The sequence below is a fragment of the Sphingomicrobium aestuariivivum genome (assembly GCF_024721585.1).
GTDB lineage: Bacteria > Pseudomonadota > Alphaproteobacteria > Sphingomonadales > Sphingomonadaceae > Sphingomicrobium > Sphingomicrobium aestuariivivum.
The window spans coordinates 170,334-187,294 of sequence record NZ_CP102629.1 but is presented as its reverse complement, the minus strand read 5'-3'; the positions used below and the strand labels follow the sequence as shown (position 1 = coordinate 187,294).

Genomic DNA, 16,961 nt, shown 5'->3' with positions numbered 1-16,961 from the left:
TCAGGCTTCGTCCGCCCCCTTCAGCGCCTCGAGGAAGTCCGCCGCCCAATGGTGGACGTCATAGGCGTTGAGCCCGTCGTAAAGCGTCTGCCAGCGCTCCTTGCGCTCCTCCCAGCCCATGCGCAGCGCCTGGTCGAGCGTCTTGGCGATATCGAGCTGGCTGTGCGGATTGATGAGGAGCGCGCCATCCTCCATCTGTGCCGCCGCCCCCGTGAAGCGCGATAGGAGAAGGACGCCCGGATCCTCGGGGTCCTGCGCCGCCACATATTCCTTGGCGACGAGGTTCATGCCGTCGCGCAGGCTCGTCACCAGCCCGACATGCGCGGCTCGGAAGATCCCCGCCAGTTCGGGCCGCGCATAGCCCTTGTTGACATAGCGGATGGGCACCCAGTCGACCCGCGCATGCTCGCCGTTGATCCGGCCCGACAGCATGTCGAGCTGGTCACGGATCTCGCCATAGGCCGGGACTTCGCCGCGGCTTGGCGGCGCGATCTGCAGGAGCGTGACCTTCTTCAGCCACTCCTCGCGCTCGAGCAGCTTGCGATAGCCGTTGAAGCGCTCGATCAGTCCCTTGGAATAGTCCAGCCGATCGACGCCGACGATGATCTGCCCCGTCACATTGTCGCGCGCCCGCACGTAGCTCGCCTGCGCATCGGGGCCCGTCGCAAGCTTGGCAAAGACCTTCGCATCGATGCCGATGGGGAAGGTCGCGCAGCGGATCGTGCGGCCCTCGACCGTCAGCCACTCTCCGTCGACCTCTCCATCCATCTCGCGCTCGCAATAATGGAGGAAGCTCTCGCGCCATTCGTCGGACTGGAAGCCGATCACGTCATAGGCGAGCATCGTTTCCACCAGCCGGCGGTGATAGGGCAGCGCCACCATCAGCCGGTGCGGCGGCCAGGGCGTGTGCAGGAAGAAGCCGATGCGGTTGGCCACCCCCTCGGCGCGCAGGTCCGAGGCCATCGGGATGAAATGATAGTCGTGGACCCAGACCATGTCGCCCGGGTCGATCATGGGCGCCAGCGTGCCCGCCATCTTCTTGTTGACCGCCTCGTAGCGCCGCCCGAACTCGCGGTCGAAATCGGCAAGGTCGATGCGATAATGGAAGACCGGCCACAGCGTCCGGTTGGCATAGCCGTTATAATATTCCTCGACGTCCTGTTCATCAAGGTCGACCGTCGCCGTCGCGACCCCGCCGTGGCGCTGGTAATCGACCGCACCGGTGAAGCTTTCCGCCGCCTTGCCCGACCAGCCGAACCAGATGCCGCCCGACTTCTTGAGCGCCGAGGTGAGCGCCACCGCGAGCCCGCCCTGCGCACCGTCATTCTCGCGCCCGCGCGGCACGTTCACCCGGTTGGAGACGACGATGAGCCGGCTCAACGCACGCTACTCCATGGCCGCGACAGCAGCATCGCGCAATTGATCAGGCCGACGAGCGAATAGGTCTGCGGGTAATTGCCCCACAATTCGCCCGTCTTGAAATCGGTATCCTCCGAGAGGAGGCAGGCGGGGGTGAGCCGTTCGAGCGTCGCCTCGAACAACTCGCGCGCTTCCTCGTCGCGCCCGACGCGGTGCAGCGCCTCGATCAGCCAGAAGGTGCAGAAATTGAACGCGGTCTCGGGCAGCCCGAAATCGTCCTCGCTGGCATAGCGCAGCATCTGGTTGCCGTGCCGCAGCCCCTTCTCGACCGCCGCCAGCGTGGCGCGGAAACGCTCGTCGTCGGCTTCGACAAAGCGCATGTCGACGAGTTGGAGGAGGCTCGCGTCGAGCTCGTCCCCGTCAAAGATGGCCGAATAGCGCCCCTTCTCCTCGCACCAGGCGCGCTGTTCGATCACGTCGCGGATATGCTTGGACTTGGCCTGCCAATATTGCTCGCGATCCTCGAGCCCGAGCCGCCCCGCGATATTGGCGAGCCGGTCGCAGGCCGCCCAGCACATGACGGAGGAATAAGTGTGCACCGAGGCGCGCGTGCGAAATTCCCACAGGCCGGCGTCGGGCTCGTCGAATTTCTCCGCGGCTTTCTCGCCGATCGCTTCCAATTGGTGGAAATCGGCCTCGTCGCCAGCGCGGAACAGCCGCTTGTCGAAGAAGGCCTGCGCGTTCGACAGGACAATCTGGCCGTAGGCGTCATGCTGCGACTGGGTGAAGGCGGCATTGCCGATGCGCACCGGCCCCATGCCGCGATAGCCCGCGAGGCATTCGGCGACGCCTTCCTCCAGCTTGGCATTGCCGCCCACGCCATAGAGGGGCTGGACTTCCTCGCCCTCGGCCCCGTCGACAAGGTCGCGCAGGTAGAAGAGGTAGCCTTCGAGCACGTCGAGCGCGCCGAGCCGGTTCAGCGCCTGCACCGTGTAATAGGCATCGCGGATCCAGCAGTAACGATAGTCCCAGTTGCGCTCCGACCCCGGCGCTTCGGGAATGGAGGTCGTCAGCGCCGCGACGATCGCCCCTGTCTCCTCATGCTGGCAAAGCTTCAGCGTGATGGCGCAGCGGATCACCACTTCCTGCCAGTCGAGCGGCACCGCCAGCCCGCGCACCCAGAACATCCAGTGCCGCTTCGTCTTCTCCATCATCCGCGCGACATTGGGCCCGATCGCCCCTTGGAAACTCTCGTCGGCGCCAAGGAAGAAGGCGAGATCGCGCTCGATCCGGAAGGGCCGCCCGTCGAGCACCCGTCCCACCGGCGCATCGGTCGACAGCCGCAAGGGCGCGGGGTCGGTCAGGAAGCGCACATGGTTCGACCCGCGCGTGCGGTCGGCATTCTCGGCGCCCCAATGATTGGCGGGATTGAGCCGGATCGACAGCCGCGGTCCGCCCGTGACGGGACGCACGATCCGCGCATAGGCGACGGGGCGGTAGAGCCGTCCCGACTGCATGAAGCGCGGACAGAAATCATAGACATCGACCGCGCCGCCATCCTCGTCGGTCAGGCGCGTGACGAGGATCGGCGAATTGCCCAGATAGCGCGGCTCGGCCGACACCTGCTTTTCCAGCTCGAAGCGCCATTCGCCGCGCGGCATGCCCGGGCGTCCGTCCCCCTTGGGCTCCAGGAGCGAGCAGAAGAGCGGGTCGCCGTCGACCTGCGGCTGGCAACCCCAGACGAACCCCGCGCGGTCATCGACGAGCGCGCTGACCTGGCAATTGCCGATCGGCCAGAGGTTGAGGGTCTTTTCCGTCATCCGAGCCACTCCCATACCGCATCCACGCTGGCGAGACGATGGCGCGCGCGGCTCTCGTCGCGGCTTCCGACCAGCACGCCGTGCCCGCCCAGTGCCTGCGCCGCGGCAAAGCCATGTTCGTCAGTCAGATCGTCGCCCACCATCACCGGTACGCCTTCCGCAAACGGGTCGCGCCGCATCAGCCGGACGAGCGCATCGCCCTTGTCGCCGCCGGCCACCCGCAATTCGGCGACATGGTCGCCCGACTGGAAGGCAAGGCCATGCTCGTTCGCGATCCGCTCGACCTCCGCCGCCGCGCCCGCGCCGCGCTGCGGCCACTCGCGCCAGTGCAGCGCCGCCCCGAACGGCTTTTGCTCGAACAGGAGGCCGCGCGATGCGGAAAATTCCTGCAGGGCCCGCAGCGCGTCATCGAGCGCCGTCGGCCGTTCGGTCCAGGCCTCGCGCGCGCCCTCGATCCGTGCCTCGAGCCCGTGGCTGCCGACCAGCGTGATGCGCGCATCGGCAATCCGCGCCTCGAGGCTGGCGAGCGCGCGACCGCTGACGATTGCCAGCCGCCCCTCGAGCCGCTCGTGCAGCGCCACCAGCGTCTCGAGCCGCCCGGGGCCGAGCCGTGTCGCCTCGGGATCGGTCGTGAAGCCCGCCAGCGTGCCGTCGAAATCGAGGAACAGACTCGCTCCTTCGAGAAGCCCGGGCCCTGCTGTTGGCGCATTGGCGGTGATGGAAAGTCCCCCGAGATGGCGATGTGATCGTTCACTCTGCTCTACGCAGCACGGATGCCCCCTGTTCCGCCGCTTTTCGCTGGAACCGCCCCCCTTGGCGCGGTAGGACGCACCCATGCTTCAGAAATCCAGCTCCAAGACCCTCGTTCCCTTCGACTGGGAAGACCCGTTCAACCTCGACGACCAGCTCTCCGACGAAGAGCGGATGGTGCGCGACAGCGCCCACGCCTTCGCGCAGGAACAGCTGCTTCCGAACGTGAAGGATCACTTCAACGAGGAAGTGTTCGACCCCGAGATCATGCCCAAGATGGGCGAACTCGGCCTGCTCGGCGCCACCGTCGCCGAGGAATATGGCGGCGCCGGCCTTGGCTATGTCAGCTACGGCCTCATCGCCCGCGAGATCGAACGCGTCGACAGCGGCTACCGCAGTGCTTGCTCGGTGCAGTCCAGCCTCGTGATGCACCCGATCAACGCCTATGGCTCCGAAGAGCAGAAGAAGAAATATCTCCCCGGCCTCGCCAAGGGCGAACTGGTCGGCTGCTTCGGCCTCACCGAACCCGATGCGGGCTCGGACCCCGGCGGCATGCGCACGACCGCCAAGAAGATCGACGGCGGCTTCCTCCTCAACGGTGCCAAGATGTGGATCACCAACTCGCCCATCGCCGACATCTTCGTCGTCTGGGCCAAGTCGGAAGCGCATGGCGGCAAGATCCGCGGCTTCATCCTCGAGAAGGGCATGAAGGGCCTCACCGCCCCGCAGGTGAAGGAAAAGCTCTCGCTTCGCGCCTCGATCACCGGCGAAATCGTCATGGACGATGTCGAGGTGCCTGAGGAAAACCTCCTGCCGAATGTCGAAGGCCTGAAAGGTCCGTTCGGCTGCCTCAACGTCGCCCGCTACGGCATCAGCTGGGGCGCGATGGGCGCGGCAGAGGCCTGCTACGCCTCGGCGCGCAACTACCAGCTCGAGCGCAAGCAGTTCGGCCGCCCGCTCGCCGCCAACCAGATCCCGCAGCTCAAACTCGCCAACATGGTCACCGAGATCGGCCTCGGCCTGCAAGCCAGCCTTCGCGTCGGCCGCCTCCTCGAGGAAGGCAAGCTCACCCCCGAGATGATCTCAATCGTCAAGCGCAACAATTGCGGCAAGGCGCTCGAGATCGCCCGCACCGCGCGCGACATGCATGGCGGCAATGGCATCAGCTCGGAATATCCGGTGATGCGCCATATGCTCAACCTCGAGACGGTCAACACCTACGAGGGCACGCACGACGTCCATGCCCTCATTCTCGGCCGCGCGATCACCGGCATTTCGGCTTTCTAAAGCCGCGACCCCGCGTTACGCTCCCTCCGGTACCATCCGGGGGGAGCTTTTCGCGTGACCATCGCACTTGTCGCCATCGCCATTTTCGTCGTGATCGTCCTGTGGGGCGTCGCGGTCTACAACAAGCTCGTGCGCCTGCGCGCGCTCGTCCGCGAGGCCTTCTCGGGCATCAACGTCCAGCTCCGCCGCCGCGCCGACCTCATCCCCAACCTCGTCGAGACGGTGAAGGGCTATGCCACCCACGAGCGCGAGACGCTCGAAGCGGTAATCGCCCAGCGCGGCAATGCCGTCGCCGCCAAGGGCGTCGAGGCCACCGCACAGGCCGATGCCATGATGACGGGCCTGCTCGGCAAGCTCATGGCCGTCGCCGAGGCCTATCCCGAGCTGAAAGCCGACGCCAACTTCCGCAAGTTGCAGGACGAGCTCACCGCGACCGAAAACGAGCTGCAGGCCGCGCGCCGCTACTACAATGCCACCGCGCGCGACCTCAACACCAAGGTCCAGTCGGTCCCCGACGTGATCATCGCCGGCCCCACCGGCTTCACCACCGAACCCTATTACGAGGACAGTGACCCCGCCATCCAGTCGGCGCCCAAGATCGACTTCGCGAGCTAGGGCCCGTGCATCTCCGAGGCCTGTTCCTTGCCCTCCTCGCACTGCTGGCGCTCGCCGCGCCGGCAGCCGCGCAGGAACGTATCCTTGCCTTTCACGCGCATGCCGACGTGCGGGAAGATGGCTCGGCGATCATCACCGAGACCATCCGCGTGCAGGCCGAAGGCAACCGGATCAAGCGCGGCATCTTCCGCACCATACCCATCCGCTATCGCGACAAGACCGGCCGCACGGTCAATGTGGGCTTCGACTTCCTTGCCGCCGAACGCGACGGACGCAGGGAAGAATATCAGGTCACGCGCCAAGCCAATGGCGCGCGCATCCGCCTCGGCTCGGCCGACCATTTCCTCTCGGACGGCGTGCACGAATATCGCCTGCGCTACCGTATCAAGCGCGCCATCGGCCGCTTCGAGGAATTTGACGAGCTCTACTGGAACGTCACCGGCAACGGCTGGGAATTTCCGATCGACCGGTCGAGCGCCACGATCCGCCTCCCCAAGCCAGCCGACCTCGTCCAGTACAGCTCCTACACCGGGCGGCAGGGCGAACAGGGCACGCCCGCCCGGCTCGACCGCGCGGAACCCGGCGTCACCCGCTTCGAATATGACCGCAGGCTCGCGCCCGGCGAAGGCCTGACTGTCGCCGTCGCCTTCCCCAAGGGCGTGGTCGCGCCCCTCTCTACCGCCACAAAATTCCGGCGCCAGCTCGCCGACGTGGTCCCGCCTGTCGCCGGTCTCCTCGGCCTCCTGCTCGTGGCCGCTTATTACCTCCACGCCTGGCGTACCGTCGGGCGCGATCCGCGCCCGGGCACCGTCGTGCCTCTCTTCGCGCCGCCCGACGACCTGTCGCCCGCCGCCATCCGCTATCTCACCCGCCAGTCGATGGACTATCGCGGCATGACCGCCGCGCTGGTCGACAGCGCCATCAAGGGCCATGTCGAACTGCGCGAGGAAGGTGGCGGCTTCTTCAAGAAACCGACGATGGAAGTTCACCGCCTCGTCGACGGCGGCCAGCTGCGCCCGCTCGACGAAGGCGAGCACGACATGCTCGCCCAACTCGCCCTGCCCGGTGCCTCGATCGCGATGGATAATGACAATCACAAGGAGTTCAGTGCCGCGCGCAAGATGCTCGAGCGCCCCTATGAGAAGCGCTACGACGGCACCGCCTTCCACCGCAACATCGGCTGGGCGGTTGCCGGCCTCCTCTTCTGGTTCGCCGGCATCTGGATCGCCGCGGCAGGCGTCGTCTGGGCCGAGGAGATGGCCTCGCCCCTCCTCGTCCTCCTGTCGGTCGCGGGCGTCCTCATCGGCACCCTCCTCTTCTTCGGACGCCCGGAACAGGGCCAGATGCTGCGCTGGCCCGTCATCATCCTCGCGGCGATCATCGGCCTTGCCGGCCTCATCCCCGGCATCCCCTTCGCGCTTCTCGCGCTTGGCAGCGGCAATGTCCTCCCCGTCCTCCTGCCGCTCATCGGCGGGGGGATCATCGCCTTCTCGGGCTTCTTCTGGATGGATGCGCCCACTTTAGAGGGGCGCGCGCTGCTCGACCGCATCGCGGGCTTCAAGCAATATCTCGCCACGACCGAGGAAGAGCGCTTCGACCGCATGCAGCCACCGCGCGCCCAGCTCCAGCTGTTCGAACGTTACCTGCCCCATGCCATCGCGCTGGAAGTCGAAAACCGCTGGGCGGAACGCTTCGAAGGCGTGCTCGCCGCCGCCGCGGCCAATCCGTCGAGCGACCGCGACAACAGCTTCCTCTGGTATTCGGGCACTCGCGACATCTGGTCCAACCCGGGCAGCTTCGCGACCGCGATCGGCAGCACCATGACCTCGACCATCGCCTCGGCCGCCACGGCGCCCGGCTCGTCGAGCGGCTCGGGCGGCGGCGGCTTTTCAGGTGGTGGTGTCGGTGGTGGCGGCGGCGGCGGCTGGTAGCGCCTAGCCTTCGCGGGGGGCCGGACGGCGCCACACGCCGATCGGCTCGTCGCCATACATCTTGGCACCCTGGCTCTCGAAACCGAGCTTGCCCGCCAGCTTCACCGACGGCGCATTATCGTCCTCGATGATCGCCCAGATCGGCACGCCATGATGCGTATCGAGCCAGTCGAGCGCTGCCGTGCAGGCCTCGAAGGCCATGCCCCGCCCGCGCCCCTCGGGGCCGAAGATATAGCCGAATTCGGGGTCGGGCTCGAACCCGCCGTCGATCTCGCGCCAGCCGTGGAAGATGCCGCACATGCCGACGACAACGCCATCGTCCTTGCGGGTCACCGCAAAGCTGCCATAGCCCGAAATCTGCCAGCTGCCGATCGAGGCCAGCCAGCGCCGCCAGCCATCCTCGCGGCTAATGCCGCTCCCGCCGACATAACGCATCGTCGAATGGTCGGCGATGATCGGGTAATAGGCCTCCCAATCCTCGCGCCGCCAATGACGCAGCACCAAGCGCTCGGTCTCCAGCGTGGGAGCCGAGCGCATGGGCTTCAGGGGCGCGCCCGCGTCCACGGGCGCCGCGCCTTACTTCTTCTTCGAGAGCGAAAGGCCGCCGAAACGCTTGTTGAAGCGTTCGACCTGACCGCCCTGCGCCGCCTTGCGGCTACCACCGGTCCAGGCCGGGTGGCTCTTGGGGTCGATGTCGAGGGCGAGCGTGTCGCCTTCCTTGCCCCAGGTCGAGCGGGTCTGGAACTTGGTGCCGTCGGTCATTTCGACGGTGATCATGTGGTAGTCGGGATGGGTATCGTTTTTCATCATCTTTTCCGATTGTTGGGCCGGTTTCCGACCGGCCTTGGGAAAGGGTCGCGGCTCCCTAGCCAATCGCGCCTTGCCGATCAAGCAAAACCCGCCTAGCGCAGGAGACGGATCACCGAGGCTCCGCGACCGTAATGGCCGCGGCGAAGAGGGAAGCCGGCGAACATCCGGCGCTGTGCCCGCAACTGTGAGCAGGAGCAACCGCTCCTGCAAAGCCAGATACCGGCCTCACCGATCCATCGTCCGTCCCATCCGCCGGGGTCAGCGGAAGGGCGCGCAAGGTCGTGGCGTCCCCGCATGCCCTTCCTTTCCGTCGTGGCGAACCGACGAAAAGGAGACATGCATGCTGTTCCAGGATTTGCCACCCCCGCCACCGTCCGAGGATGATGTCGAACTCGTCGACGTGCTGCTCGACACCAGCGCGCCCGACGAGGCGATCCTCGTCACCGCCGCCCGCACCCCGCGCCTGCGAGACCGCGCCAGCGACGCGGTGACCGTGATCGCCGCCGACCGCATCGACCGCGCCGAACCGGCCCGCCTCCTGACGCTCCTGCGCCGCGTCCCCGCCGCCGCGCTGGCCGAGGCCGGCCCCGCGGGCAGCCAGGCCCAGCTGCGCCTGCGCGGTGCCGAGGCCAACCACACCGTCCTCTTCATCGACGGCATCAAGGCCAACGATCCCGCCGCCGCCAACGAGCCGCGCTTCGAACTTCTCTCCACCAGCCTTGCCGACAGCATCGAGGCCCTGCGCGGCCCGCAGTCCGCCCTCTGGGGGCCCGAGGCGATCGGCGGCGTCGTCGCGCTGCGCAGCGACCGCCCCGCGAGCCGCCCGTCCGACCTGCGCCTGTCGGGCGAGACCGGACGCTTCGGTTTCGCCCGCCTGTCGGGCGACGTCGCGACCGGCGATGACGACGCCTCGCTCCGCCTCGCCCTCGGCGCGCAGGGTGCCGAGGGTTTCGACGCGCTTGGCGGCGACGGCGACAAGGACGGCTACGACCTCTTCACCGGCCGCCTCGCCGCGCGTCTCGCGCTCGCCCCCGCCACGCGGCTCGAGACCGCCGCCTTCGGCATCCTCGGAACGAGCGAATATGACGGCCTCGACCCCGTCACCTTCACCCGCGCCGACACCGCCGACGAGACGCGTAACCGCCTCGGCGCGGTTCGCCTCGGCCTCGTCCACGCCCCCGGCGACTGGAATTTCCGCGCAGGCGGCAGCCTCCTCGCCTCCTCCAACCGCAACGACCTTGGCGACGCCGAGCGCAACCGCACAGCAGCCGAACGACTGTCCTTCGATGCGCAGGCGACCCGCCATTTCGGCAGCGGCCCGCTCGTTCACGAATTCACCCTCGCGCTCGAACAGGAAAGCGAACGCTTCCGCGCCGATGATCGCGAATATGGCGGCGCCACACGCCAGTCGGTGTCCCGCGACCGCACGGGGCTTGTCGCCGAATGGCGCACCGACCATGAGCTGTTCTCGCTCGACGCCGCGCTCCGCCACGACCTGTTCGATGGCTTCGCCGACACCACCAGCCTGTCCGCCGGCGCGCTCGTCCGCCTCGCCGACCATTGGTCGGTCCGCGCCAATTACGGCGAGGGCATCGCCCAGCCCAACTTCTACGAGCTGTTCGGCTTCTTCCCGGAGAATTTCCTCGGCAATCCCGACCTCGCGCCCGAACGCAGCCGCGGCGGCGATGTCGGCCTCGGCTATGACGACGGTCGCTACAGCGCCGCACTGACGCTGTTCGGTCAAGGGCTGGAGGACGAGATCGTCAACGTCTTCGACCCCGTTACCTTCGTCACCAGCGCCGCCAACCGTGACGGCAAGAGCCGTCGCCGAGGGATCGAGGCCGAGTTCGGCGCCCGCCTGTCGCAGGCGCTCCAGCTCGGCGCCAGCTACGCCTATGTCGACGCGGGCGAGCGCCTTGCGCCGGACGGCCTCCTGCTGCGCGAGACCCGCCGCCCAGAGCATCAGGCCGCCCTCTGGCTCGACGGCACGTCGCGCGGCTGGACCTATGCCGCCTCGCTGGCCTGGGTCGGCGCGCGCGAGGATCTCGACTTCGACCTTTTCCCCGCCCCCCGCGTGCTGCTCGGCGACTATGTCCTCGCCGACGCCCGCCTCGCCCGCGAGATCGGGAGCGGCATCACTGTCTCGGTGCGCGGCGAGAACCTCTTCGACAGCGACTATCGCGACGTCATCGGCTATGCGACCGCAGGGAGGAGCCTTTTTGTCGGCCTTGCTCTCGCTCGCTAGCGCCGCCGCGCTCAAGGTCGCCAGCCTCGACCTGTGCGCCGACGAATATGCCCTGCTTTTCGCGCGCGATGGGCAGGTCATCAGCGTCAGCCATCTCGGCCGCGATGCTGCCGAGAATGTCCTTGCCGCGCGCGCTTCCGGCCTGCCCGGCAATGGCGGGCGGATCGTCGACGTCGCGGCTTACGAACCCGACGTGGTGCTGACGAGCCGTCCGATCGGCCACGGCGCCGCCCGCCTCGCACAGCGGCTCGGCATCCGCATCGTCACCCTGCCCTATGCCGCCAGCCCCGACGAAGTGCGCGCCACCGTCGGCCGCGTCGCCGACCTGTTCGGCACCGCGCCGCGCGCGCGCCAGTGGCAAAGTCGCTTCGACCGCCTCGCCGCGCGCCAGCCCCCCCACGGCCGCCGCGCGCTGTTCGTCGGCCCCGGCGGCACCGACCCCGGCACGCTGGCGAGCGGCTGGCTCGCCCTCGGCGGCCTCGTCCCGATCACGCTCGACAGCGGGCGCGGGACCGTGGAGGCCATCGTCACCGCGCGCCCCGACCTCATTCTCGAAAGCCGCTATCGCGAGCGCGAGTGGCACCGCGGCGCGCGCTGGCGCGACCATCCCCTCGTCCGCCGCCTCGACGCACCGCGGCTCGCGGTAGACGGCCGTCCCTTCACCTGCGGCGGCCCCTCGATGCTCGGCGTGATCGAACGCCTCGCTGGCGGAGCGCGCCAATGAGCCGCCTTGCCGTGCGCCTCGGCCCGCCGCTCCTGCTCGCGGTGATGGCCGCACTGCATTTCCTCCTGCCGTTCGACCTGTTCGCGCTCGACGACGAGATCGCCCGCGCGATCATGCTCGAACTGCGTGCCCCGCGGACCCTGCTCGCCATCGGCTATGGCGCCGCCCTCGGCATTACCGGGGCCGCCCTGCAGGCGGTCTTCGCCAATCCCCTCGCCTCGCCCGACATCACCGGTGCTGCCTCGGGAGGCGCGCTGGGCGCTGTCGCCACCGGCCATTTCCTCGCCCTCACCAGCCCGCTCGCCCTCGCCGTCGGCGGCGCCGCGGGCTCGGGGCTCGCGCTCCTCGGCCTGTTCCTCATCGCGGGACGCGGCGCCGATCCGGCCCGCCTCCTCCTCGCCGGCCTCTCCATCGCGCTTGCCGCGGGCGCAGCCACCTCGCTCCTCCTCGCGCTCGCTCCCTCCCCCTTCGCCTTTTACGACCAGTGGCGCTGGCTGATGGGCAGCCTCGTCGACAGCGGTTGGCCCGATACCTTCGCCGCGCTCGTCCCCGCAGGGCTCGCCGGCGCGCTCCTGTGGCGCGACCGCCGCAACTTCGACCTGCTCGCGCTGGGCGAGGATGTCGCAGCCTCCTATGGCGTCGCCCCGCAGGCGCTCGCGCGGCGCACGATCCTCCTGTCGGCCATCGCCATCGGTGCCTGCGTCGCGGCTTGCGGCGCCATCGGTTTCGTCGGCCTCATCGCCCCCATCGCCGCCCGCTCGCTGAGCCGCGGCCACCCGGGGCGCGCCTTGTTGCCCGCCGCCTTCCTCGGCGCCGCCCTATTGTTGGCCGCCGACCTCATGGTGCGCGCCGCGCCCGACGGGCGCCCCATCCCCATCGGCGTCGTCACCGCGCTCATCGGCACGCCGCTCTTCATCCTCCTCCTGATGCGCATGAAAGCGAGCACCGCATGAGCCTCGAGGCCCGCAACCTGTCGCTCTCGGGGCGCCTCGCGGCGACCGACCTGCTCGTCGATCCGGGCGAGCGCGTGGCGCTGATCGGCCCCAACGGCAGCGGCAAGACCAGCCTGCTGCGCTGCCTCGCGGGCATCGGCAATTGCGAGACCGCGCACCTCGCCATTCACAGCGAACCGCTCGACAACGCCCCGCCCGCGCGCCGCGCGCGGCTGATCGGTTACCTGCCCGCCTCGCGGCTCGTCCACTGGGCGATCCCCGTGCGCGACCTTCTCGCCCTCAGCCCCGTGCCGACCGACCCCGGGCGGCTCGACATGCTGGTCGAGCGGCTCGCGCTTGACGATTTCCTCGACCGTCCCGCCAACCAGCTCTCGACCGGCGAGCGCGCGCGCATCCTCTTTGCCCGCACGCTGGCCACCACGCCGCAATTCCTGTTCCTCGACGAACCGTTCGCCAATCTCGACCCCTTCTGGGTGCTGACCATGCGCGACATCCTCATCGAGGAATCGGAAAACGGTCGCGGCGTCATCGTCGCGCTCCACGACCTCCAGCTCCTGGGAGCCTTCGATCGCCTCGTCCTGATGCGCGAAGGGCGCGTCGTTGCCGACGCGCCCCGTTTCGAGCTCGAGCATAGCGAGGTCATCGCCGAGCTGTTCGACCTCAGGCGCGAGCCCGACGGGTCGATGGTGCTCGGCTAGCCCCTAGTCCTCGGGCGGGTCGGCGATCATCGCGGTGAAGCTGGTCTGGCAGGTCACCTCGCCGTTCACCGAGGCCTTGCCCTCGAACTTGCAGATATTGCGCCGCATCTGGACGATCTCGACGTCGAGCTGCAGCAGGCAGCCGGGTTCGACCGGCTTCCTGAACTTGGTGTCGCCGATCGCCATGAAATAGACGAGCTTGTTCGAGCCCGCCAGGTCCATGCTCTCCACTGCCAAGACGCCCGCGGCCTGCGCCAGCGCTTCGATCTGGAGGACGCCGGGCATGATCGGGCGACCGGGGAAATGGCCCTGGAAGAACTGCTCGTTCATGCTCACCGCCTTGATCGCGGTGATCGACTTGTCCTTCTCGATGCGCTCGACGCGGTCGACGAGCAGCAGCGGGTAGCGATGCGGCAGCGCCGCCATCACCCGCCGGATGTCCAGCGGGCCGATGACGGCGCCTGTCGTTTCGTTGCTCACCGAGCGGGGCCTTAGCGGCTCTGCTGCGGGGTCTGCTGCGCGGCGGGCTGCTGCGGCGCCGGCGCGTTGACATTGATGCTGGTCAGCGTGCGGTTCACTTCGGCCAGCACGTCGTTCGTGAGGTCGACCGCGGGCTGGTGCGCCAGGGTCGATTCGGTCGGCACGATGAGGTGCACGCCGCGACGCGCGACGACCTGCTGGTAGGCCGGCTCGATGGCCGCGCTGATCTGCTGCAGGATGTAATTACGGTTGCGCTGCACGATGGCGCTGCGCTGCTGGATTTCCTGCGCGGCGGCCTGCTGCTGCTGCTGGAAGGCCTGGACGCGCTGCTGGAGGTCGGCCGACGGCTCGGCGCCATTGAGGGCATTCACTTCGGCCTGGATCGCCTGGGCGGTCTGCTGGAGCGGCTGGCCGAGCTGCGTTTCGCGCGCACGAACGGCCTGCGCCTGCTGCTCGAGCGACTGGAGCGCGGTCACGCAGGCGGTGCAGGTGGTGGCGACGCGGTTGACGTCGACGACGCCGACCTTGGTGTCGGGGAAGGACTGCGCCGAAGCAGTCGCCGGGAGAAGGGTCGCGGCGGCAAGGCCGGCGGCGGCAAGAAGATGCTTCATCAGAATTGGGTTCCTACGTTGAATGAGAAGAGGCGCGTGTCATCGCCTTCCTGCTTGACCAGTGCGGTCGCAAGATCGAGGCGAAGCGGACCGAAGGGCGACACCCAGTTGGCGCCGATGCCCACGGTCACGCGCGGGTTGGGGCTGTTGCCGACGAAATCCTCGCGATAGCCCGGCGTCTGGACATAGCCCGCGGCCACGTCCGAGCAGGCCGTGATCGGCGCGCCGCCCGGCAGCGTATCGCCCGCTTCGACCTGGAGGAAGTCGGGGCCGTCGGCTTCGGCCGGCGAGCAGAAGAAGAGGATGTCGCTGGTATCGGGTGCGGTGAGATCCCACACCGAGCCGATGTCGACGAAGGCCGAGGGCCGCACGCCGAAGTTGCGCAGCGCCGCCGAGGTCGGGAATTCGAGCTCGAGGCGGCCAAAGTAATAGGCCTTGCCGCCAAGCGCGTTCGAGGTCCGCGTCGCCTCGTCCGACAGGTTTCCGTCAGCGTCATAATTGCGGCGCAGCACGCGCGGGCCGATGCCGCGAATGTCGAAGCCGCGGAAGTTCGGGCCGAAGAAGCGGTCCGAGATGCGGATCGGGTCGCGGAACGCCAGTTCCTCGTCGTCGAGCGGGAGGACATAGCCGCCCTGCGCGTTGACCGAGAGGACGAAGTCGGCGGGCATCTTGAAGTAGCGCGTGGCATCGCCGATCGTGCGCAGGTAGCGCACGTCGCCGCCGAGGCCCGCGAAGTCCTGGCGCAGGCTGGCGCGGATACCGCGGGTGGCGCGCAGGCCGTCGGTGTTGTTGAAGGCAAGGCTGTAGCCGATCGACGAGGTCAGCCGTTCGCCGAGCTCGCCGCACAGATAGGTACCCGCCTTGACCGGATCGCACTCGTCATCGTCGAGAACGCCATTGTCGTCGAAGTCGCTGTAGAAGGTCTCGCGGTCGAGGGTGATGTCGTCGAGCACGAGGTTGTAGCGCACGCCCGCCGACAGATATTCGGTCACGGGGAAGCCGAGGCGCAGGCCGCCACCCGTGGACAGCTGGCTGTAGGTCGAACGGCGATCCGACCCGACGAAGTTGAAGCTGTTGAAATCGCGGCGATAGACGTCGGCGCCGAGCAGGATCGGGCGACCGAGGAAGAAGGGCTCGGTGAAGCCGAACTGGACGCTGCGCGAATAGCGCGACCAGTTGACGCCGGCGAGCAGCGTCTGGCCCTTGCCCATGAAGTTGTTCTGGCTGATCTGCGCCGACAGGAGGAAGCGCTCGAGGCTCGAGAAGCCCGCCGAGAAGGTCAGCTGGCCGGTCGGGCGTTCCTCGACATCAAGGGTCAGCGCGACGCGGTCGTCACCGATCGGCGTCTGCTTGATCTCCAGCTCCTGGTTGAAGAAGCCGAGACTGCGGATGCGGTCCTCGGTACGGCGCAGCAGCGTGGCGTTGAAGGCATCGCCCTCGAACAGGCGGAATTCGCGGCGGATGACATTGTCGCGCGTCACCGTGTTGCCGTTGATATCGACGCGATCGATATAGACCCGCCGCGCCTCGTTGGTGCGGAAGGTGATGTCCATCGTCAGGTCGTCGGGATTGCGGCTGATCGCGGGGCTGACGTCGGCGAAGGCATAGCCCTCGAAGCCGGCCGCCTCGTTCAATGCGGTGACCGTGTCCTCGACCTTCTTGGCGTTGAACCAGTCGCCCGGTTCGATGTCGACGAGCTCGTTCATGCGCTCTTCGTCGAAGTCGCGCAGCGCGCTGTCCGTCTCGACCGTGCCGAACTTGTAGCGCGGGCCTTCCTCGATCACATAGGTGATGACGAAATCCTCGCGGTCGGGCGTCAGCTCGGCGAGCGCGCTGACGACGCGGAAATCGGCATAGCCTTCGGTCAGGTAGAAGAGACGCAGCAGCTGCTGGTCGGCGCCGAGACGGTCGGGGTCATAGCTGGTGTTGGACTTGAGGAAGCCCAGCAGGCCGCCCGTCTCGCGGCTGTACATCTGCTTGATCAGCTTGGCGTCCGAGAAGGTCTCGTTGCCGATGATGTTGATCGAGCGGATCTTCGACTTCGGCCCTTCCGAAATCTCGAAGATGAGGTCGACGCGGTTCTGGTCCAGTTCGACGATCTTGGGTTCGACCACCGCGGCGAAGCGGCCCTCGCGCTTGTAGAGCTCGATGATGCGGTCGACGTCGGCGCGCACCTTCGAACGGGTGTAGATGCGACGCGGGGCGAGCCGGATTTCCGGCGCGATCTTGTCGTCCTTGAGGCGCTTGTTGCCCTCGAGCACGATGCGGTTGATGATCGGGTTTTCCTCGATCGCGATGACGAGGTTGCCGGTGTCGGCGCCCGAGATGACGACGTCCGAGAAGAGCTCGGTGTCGTAGAGCGCGCGCAGCGCCTGGTCGAGCGTCGCGGCGGTGTAGGTCTGGCCCGGCTGCAGGGTCGAATAAGCGATGACGGTCTCGCGCTCGATACGCTCGGCGCCGGTCACCTGGATCGAGCGGATCATGCCTTCGCGGACCGGTTCGGCGGTCGCGGGGGCGGCGGTGGGCTGGGCCGTGTCCTGCGCCAGCGCGGCGGCGGGCAGCGCCAGCCCCGACAAAATCGTACCGACCAGCAGTGCGGCCCCGTGGCGTTTCGCCATCATGCTTTTCACTTTCACGCGTCCCCGCCCTTTTTCAACGATTTAGCGCCCCCGAGAGGT

General features: G+C 67.9%; 15 protein-coding genes and 1 riboswitch. Of the genes, 7 read left to right on the top strand and 8 right to left on the bottom strand.

Features of this window, described 5'->3' with window-relative positions; all coding sequences use genetic code 11:
• From NUW81_RS00870 to otsB, 3 genes are read right to left on the bottom strand one after another with little or no spacing between them, the layout of a single operon-like run.
• Positions 1 to 1,380, bottom strand: a complete 1,380-nt coding sequence (locus tag NUW81_RS00870) for an alpha,alpha-trehalose-phosphate synthase (UDP-forming) (RefSeq protein WP_245109354.1) — start codon at positions 1,378 to 1,380, stop codon at positions 1 to 3.
• Positions 1,377 to 3,179, bottom strand: a complete 1,803-nt coding sequence (locus tag NUW81_RS00865) for a glycoside hydrolase family 15 protein (protein ID WP_245109352.1) — start codon at positions 3,177 to 3,179, stop codon at positions 1,377 to 1,379. The genes NUW81_RS00870 and NUW81_RS00865 overlap by 4 nt, the downstream gene beginning before the upstream one ends.
• Positions 3,176 to 4,015, bottom strand: a complete 840-nt coding sequence (otsB, locus tag NUW81_RS00860; RefSeq protein WP_245109350.1) for a trehalose-phosphatase — start codon at positions 4,013 to 4,015, stop codon at positions 3,176 to 3,178. Before otsB ends, NUW81_RS00865 begins: the two co-directional genes overlap by 4 nt.
• On the opposite strand from otsB, the gene NUW81_RS00855 reads away from it, so the two are divergent.
• Genes NUW81_RS00855 through NUW81_RS00845 form a run of 3 tightly spaced genes read left to right on the top strand, consistent with a single transcriptional unit; the run spans position 4,014 to position 7,762 of the window.
• Positions 4,014 to 5,216 carry an acyl-CoA dehydrogenase gene (locus NUW81_RS00855; RefSeq protein WP_245109347.1) on the top strand — a complete coding sequence of 401 codons (1,203 nt, stop codon included), beginning with the start codon at positions 4,014 to 4,016 and terminating at the stop codon, positions 5,214 to 5,216. The genes otsB and NUW81_RS00855 overlap by 2 nt on opposite strands.
• A 54-nt stretch (positions 5,217 to 5,270) precedes the next feature.
• Positions 5,271 to 5,831 carry a LemA family protein gene (locus tag NUW81_RS00850; RefSeq protein WP_245109345.1) on the top strand — a complete coding sequence of 187 codons (561 nt, stop codon included), beginning with the start codon at positions 5,271 to 5,273 and terminating at the stop codon, positions 5,829 to 5,831.
• A gap of 5 nt (positions 5,832 to 5,836) precedes the next feature.
• Positions 5,837 to 7,762 (top strand): DUF2207 domain-containing protein, encoded by a 1,926-nt coding sequence (locus NUW81_RS00845; RefSeq protein ID WP_245109343.1) that lies wholly within the window; start codon positions 5,837 to 5,839, stop codon positions 7,760 to 7,762.
• Positions 7,763 to 7,765: 3 nt separating this feature from the next.
• On the opposite strand, the gene NUW81_RS00840 is transcribed toward NUW81_RS00845, so the two are convergent.
• Both NUW81_RS00840 and rpmE read right to left on the bottom strand, forming a co-directional pair.
• The gene (locus NUW81_RS00840) at positions 7,766 to 8,326 is read right to left on the bottom strand and encodes a GNAT family N-acetyltransferase (protein WP_245109341.1); all 561 of its coding nucleotides are present in this window, start codon (positions 8,324 to 8,326) and stop codon (positions 7,766 to 7,768) included.
• Positions 8,327 to 8,338: 12 nt separating this feature from the next.
• On the bottom strand, positions 8,339 to 8,569 hold the full coding sequence (gene rpmE / locus NUW81_RS00835; protein ID WP_245109339.1) for a 50S ribosomal protein L31: 231 nt from the start codon (positions 8,567 to 8,569) through the stop codon (positions 8,339 to 8,341).
• A gap of 101 nt (positions 8,570 to 8,670) precedes the next feature.
• Positions 8,671 to 8,814, top strand: a riboswitch (cobalamin riboswitch).
• 98 nt (positions 8,815 to 8,912) lie between these two features.
• Between rpmE and NUW81_RS00830 the strand changes: the two genes are divergently transcribed.
• Genes NUW81_RS00830 through NUW81_RS00815 form a run of 4 tightly spaced genes read left to right on the top strand, consistent with a single transcriptional unit; the run spans position 8,913 to position 13,192 of the window.
• Complete coding sequence (locus tag NUW81_RS00830; protein WP_245109336.1) at positions 8,913 to 10,817, top strand: TonB-dependent receptor; 1,905 nt, start codon at positions 8,913 to 8,915, stop codon at positions 10,815 to 10,817.
• Positions 10,801 to 11,541, top strand: a complete 741-nt coding sequence (locus NUW81_RS00825; protein ID WP_245109334.1) for an ABC transporter substrate-binding protein — start codon at positions 10,801 to 10,803, stop codon at positions 11,539 to 11,541. Before NUW81_RS00830 ends, NUW81_RS00825 begins: the two co-directional genes overlap by 17 nt.
• Positions 11,538 to 12,494 (top strand): FecCD family ABC transporter permease, encoded by a 957-nt coding sequence (locus NUW81_RS00820; RefSeq protein ID WP_245109332.1) that lies wholly within the window; start codon positions 11,538 to 11,540, stop codon positions 12,492 to 12,494. The genes NUW81_RS00825 and NUW81_RS00820 overlap by 4 nt, the downstream gene beginning before the upstream one ends.
• On the top strand, positions 12,491 to 13,192 hold the full coding sequence (locus tag NUW81_RS00815; RefSeq protein ID WP_245109329.1) for an ABC transporter ATP-binding protein: 702 nt from the start codon (positions 12,491 to 12,493) through the stop codon (positions 13,190 to 13,192). Before NUW81_RS00820 ends, NUW81_RS00815 begins: the two co-directional genes overlap by 4 nt.
• Before the next feature lie 3 nt (positions 13,193 to 13,195).
• Here NUW81_RS00815 and fabZ read toward each other — a convergent pair whose 3' ends face one another.
• The 3 genes from fabZ to bamA are packed head-to-tail and all read right to left on the bottom strand — an operon-like array spanning position 13,196 to position 16,904.
• Entirely contained in the window at positions 13,196 to 13,672 is a 477-nt protein-coding gene (fabZ, locus tag NUW81_RS00810; RefSeq protein ID WP_260508516.1) for a 3-hydroxyacyl-ACP dehydratase FabZ, read from the bottom strand.
• An 11-nt stretch (positions 13,673 to 13,683) separates the two neighbouring features.
• Positions 13,684 to 14,283, bottom strand: coding sequence for an OmpH/Skp family outer membrane protein (locus NUW81_RS00805; protein WP_245109327.1), 600 nt, complete (start codon positions 14,281 to 14,283; stop codon positions 13,684 to 13,686).
• A complete protein-coding gene (bamA, locus tag NUW81_RS00800) occupies positions 14,283 to 16,904 on the bottom strand; it encodes an outer membrane protein assembly factor BamA (protein WP_245109324.1) in 2,622 nt (873 codons plus the stop codon). Before bamA ends, NUW81_RS00805 begins: the two co-directional genes overlap by 1 nt.
• Positions 16,905 to 16,961 lie beyond the last annotated feature (57 nt).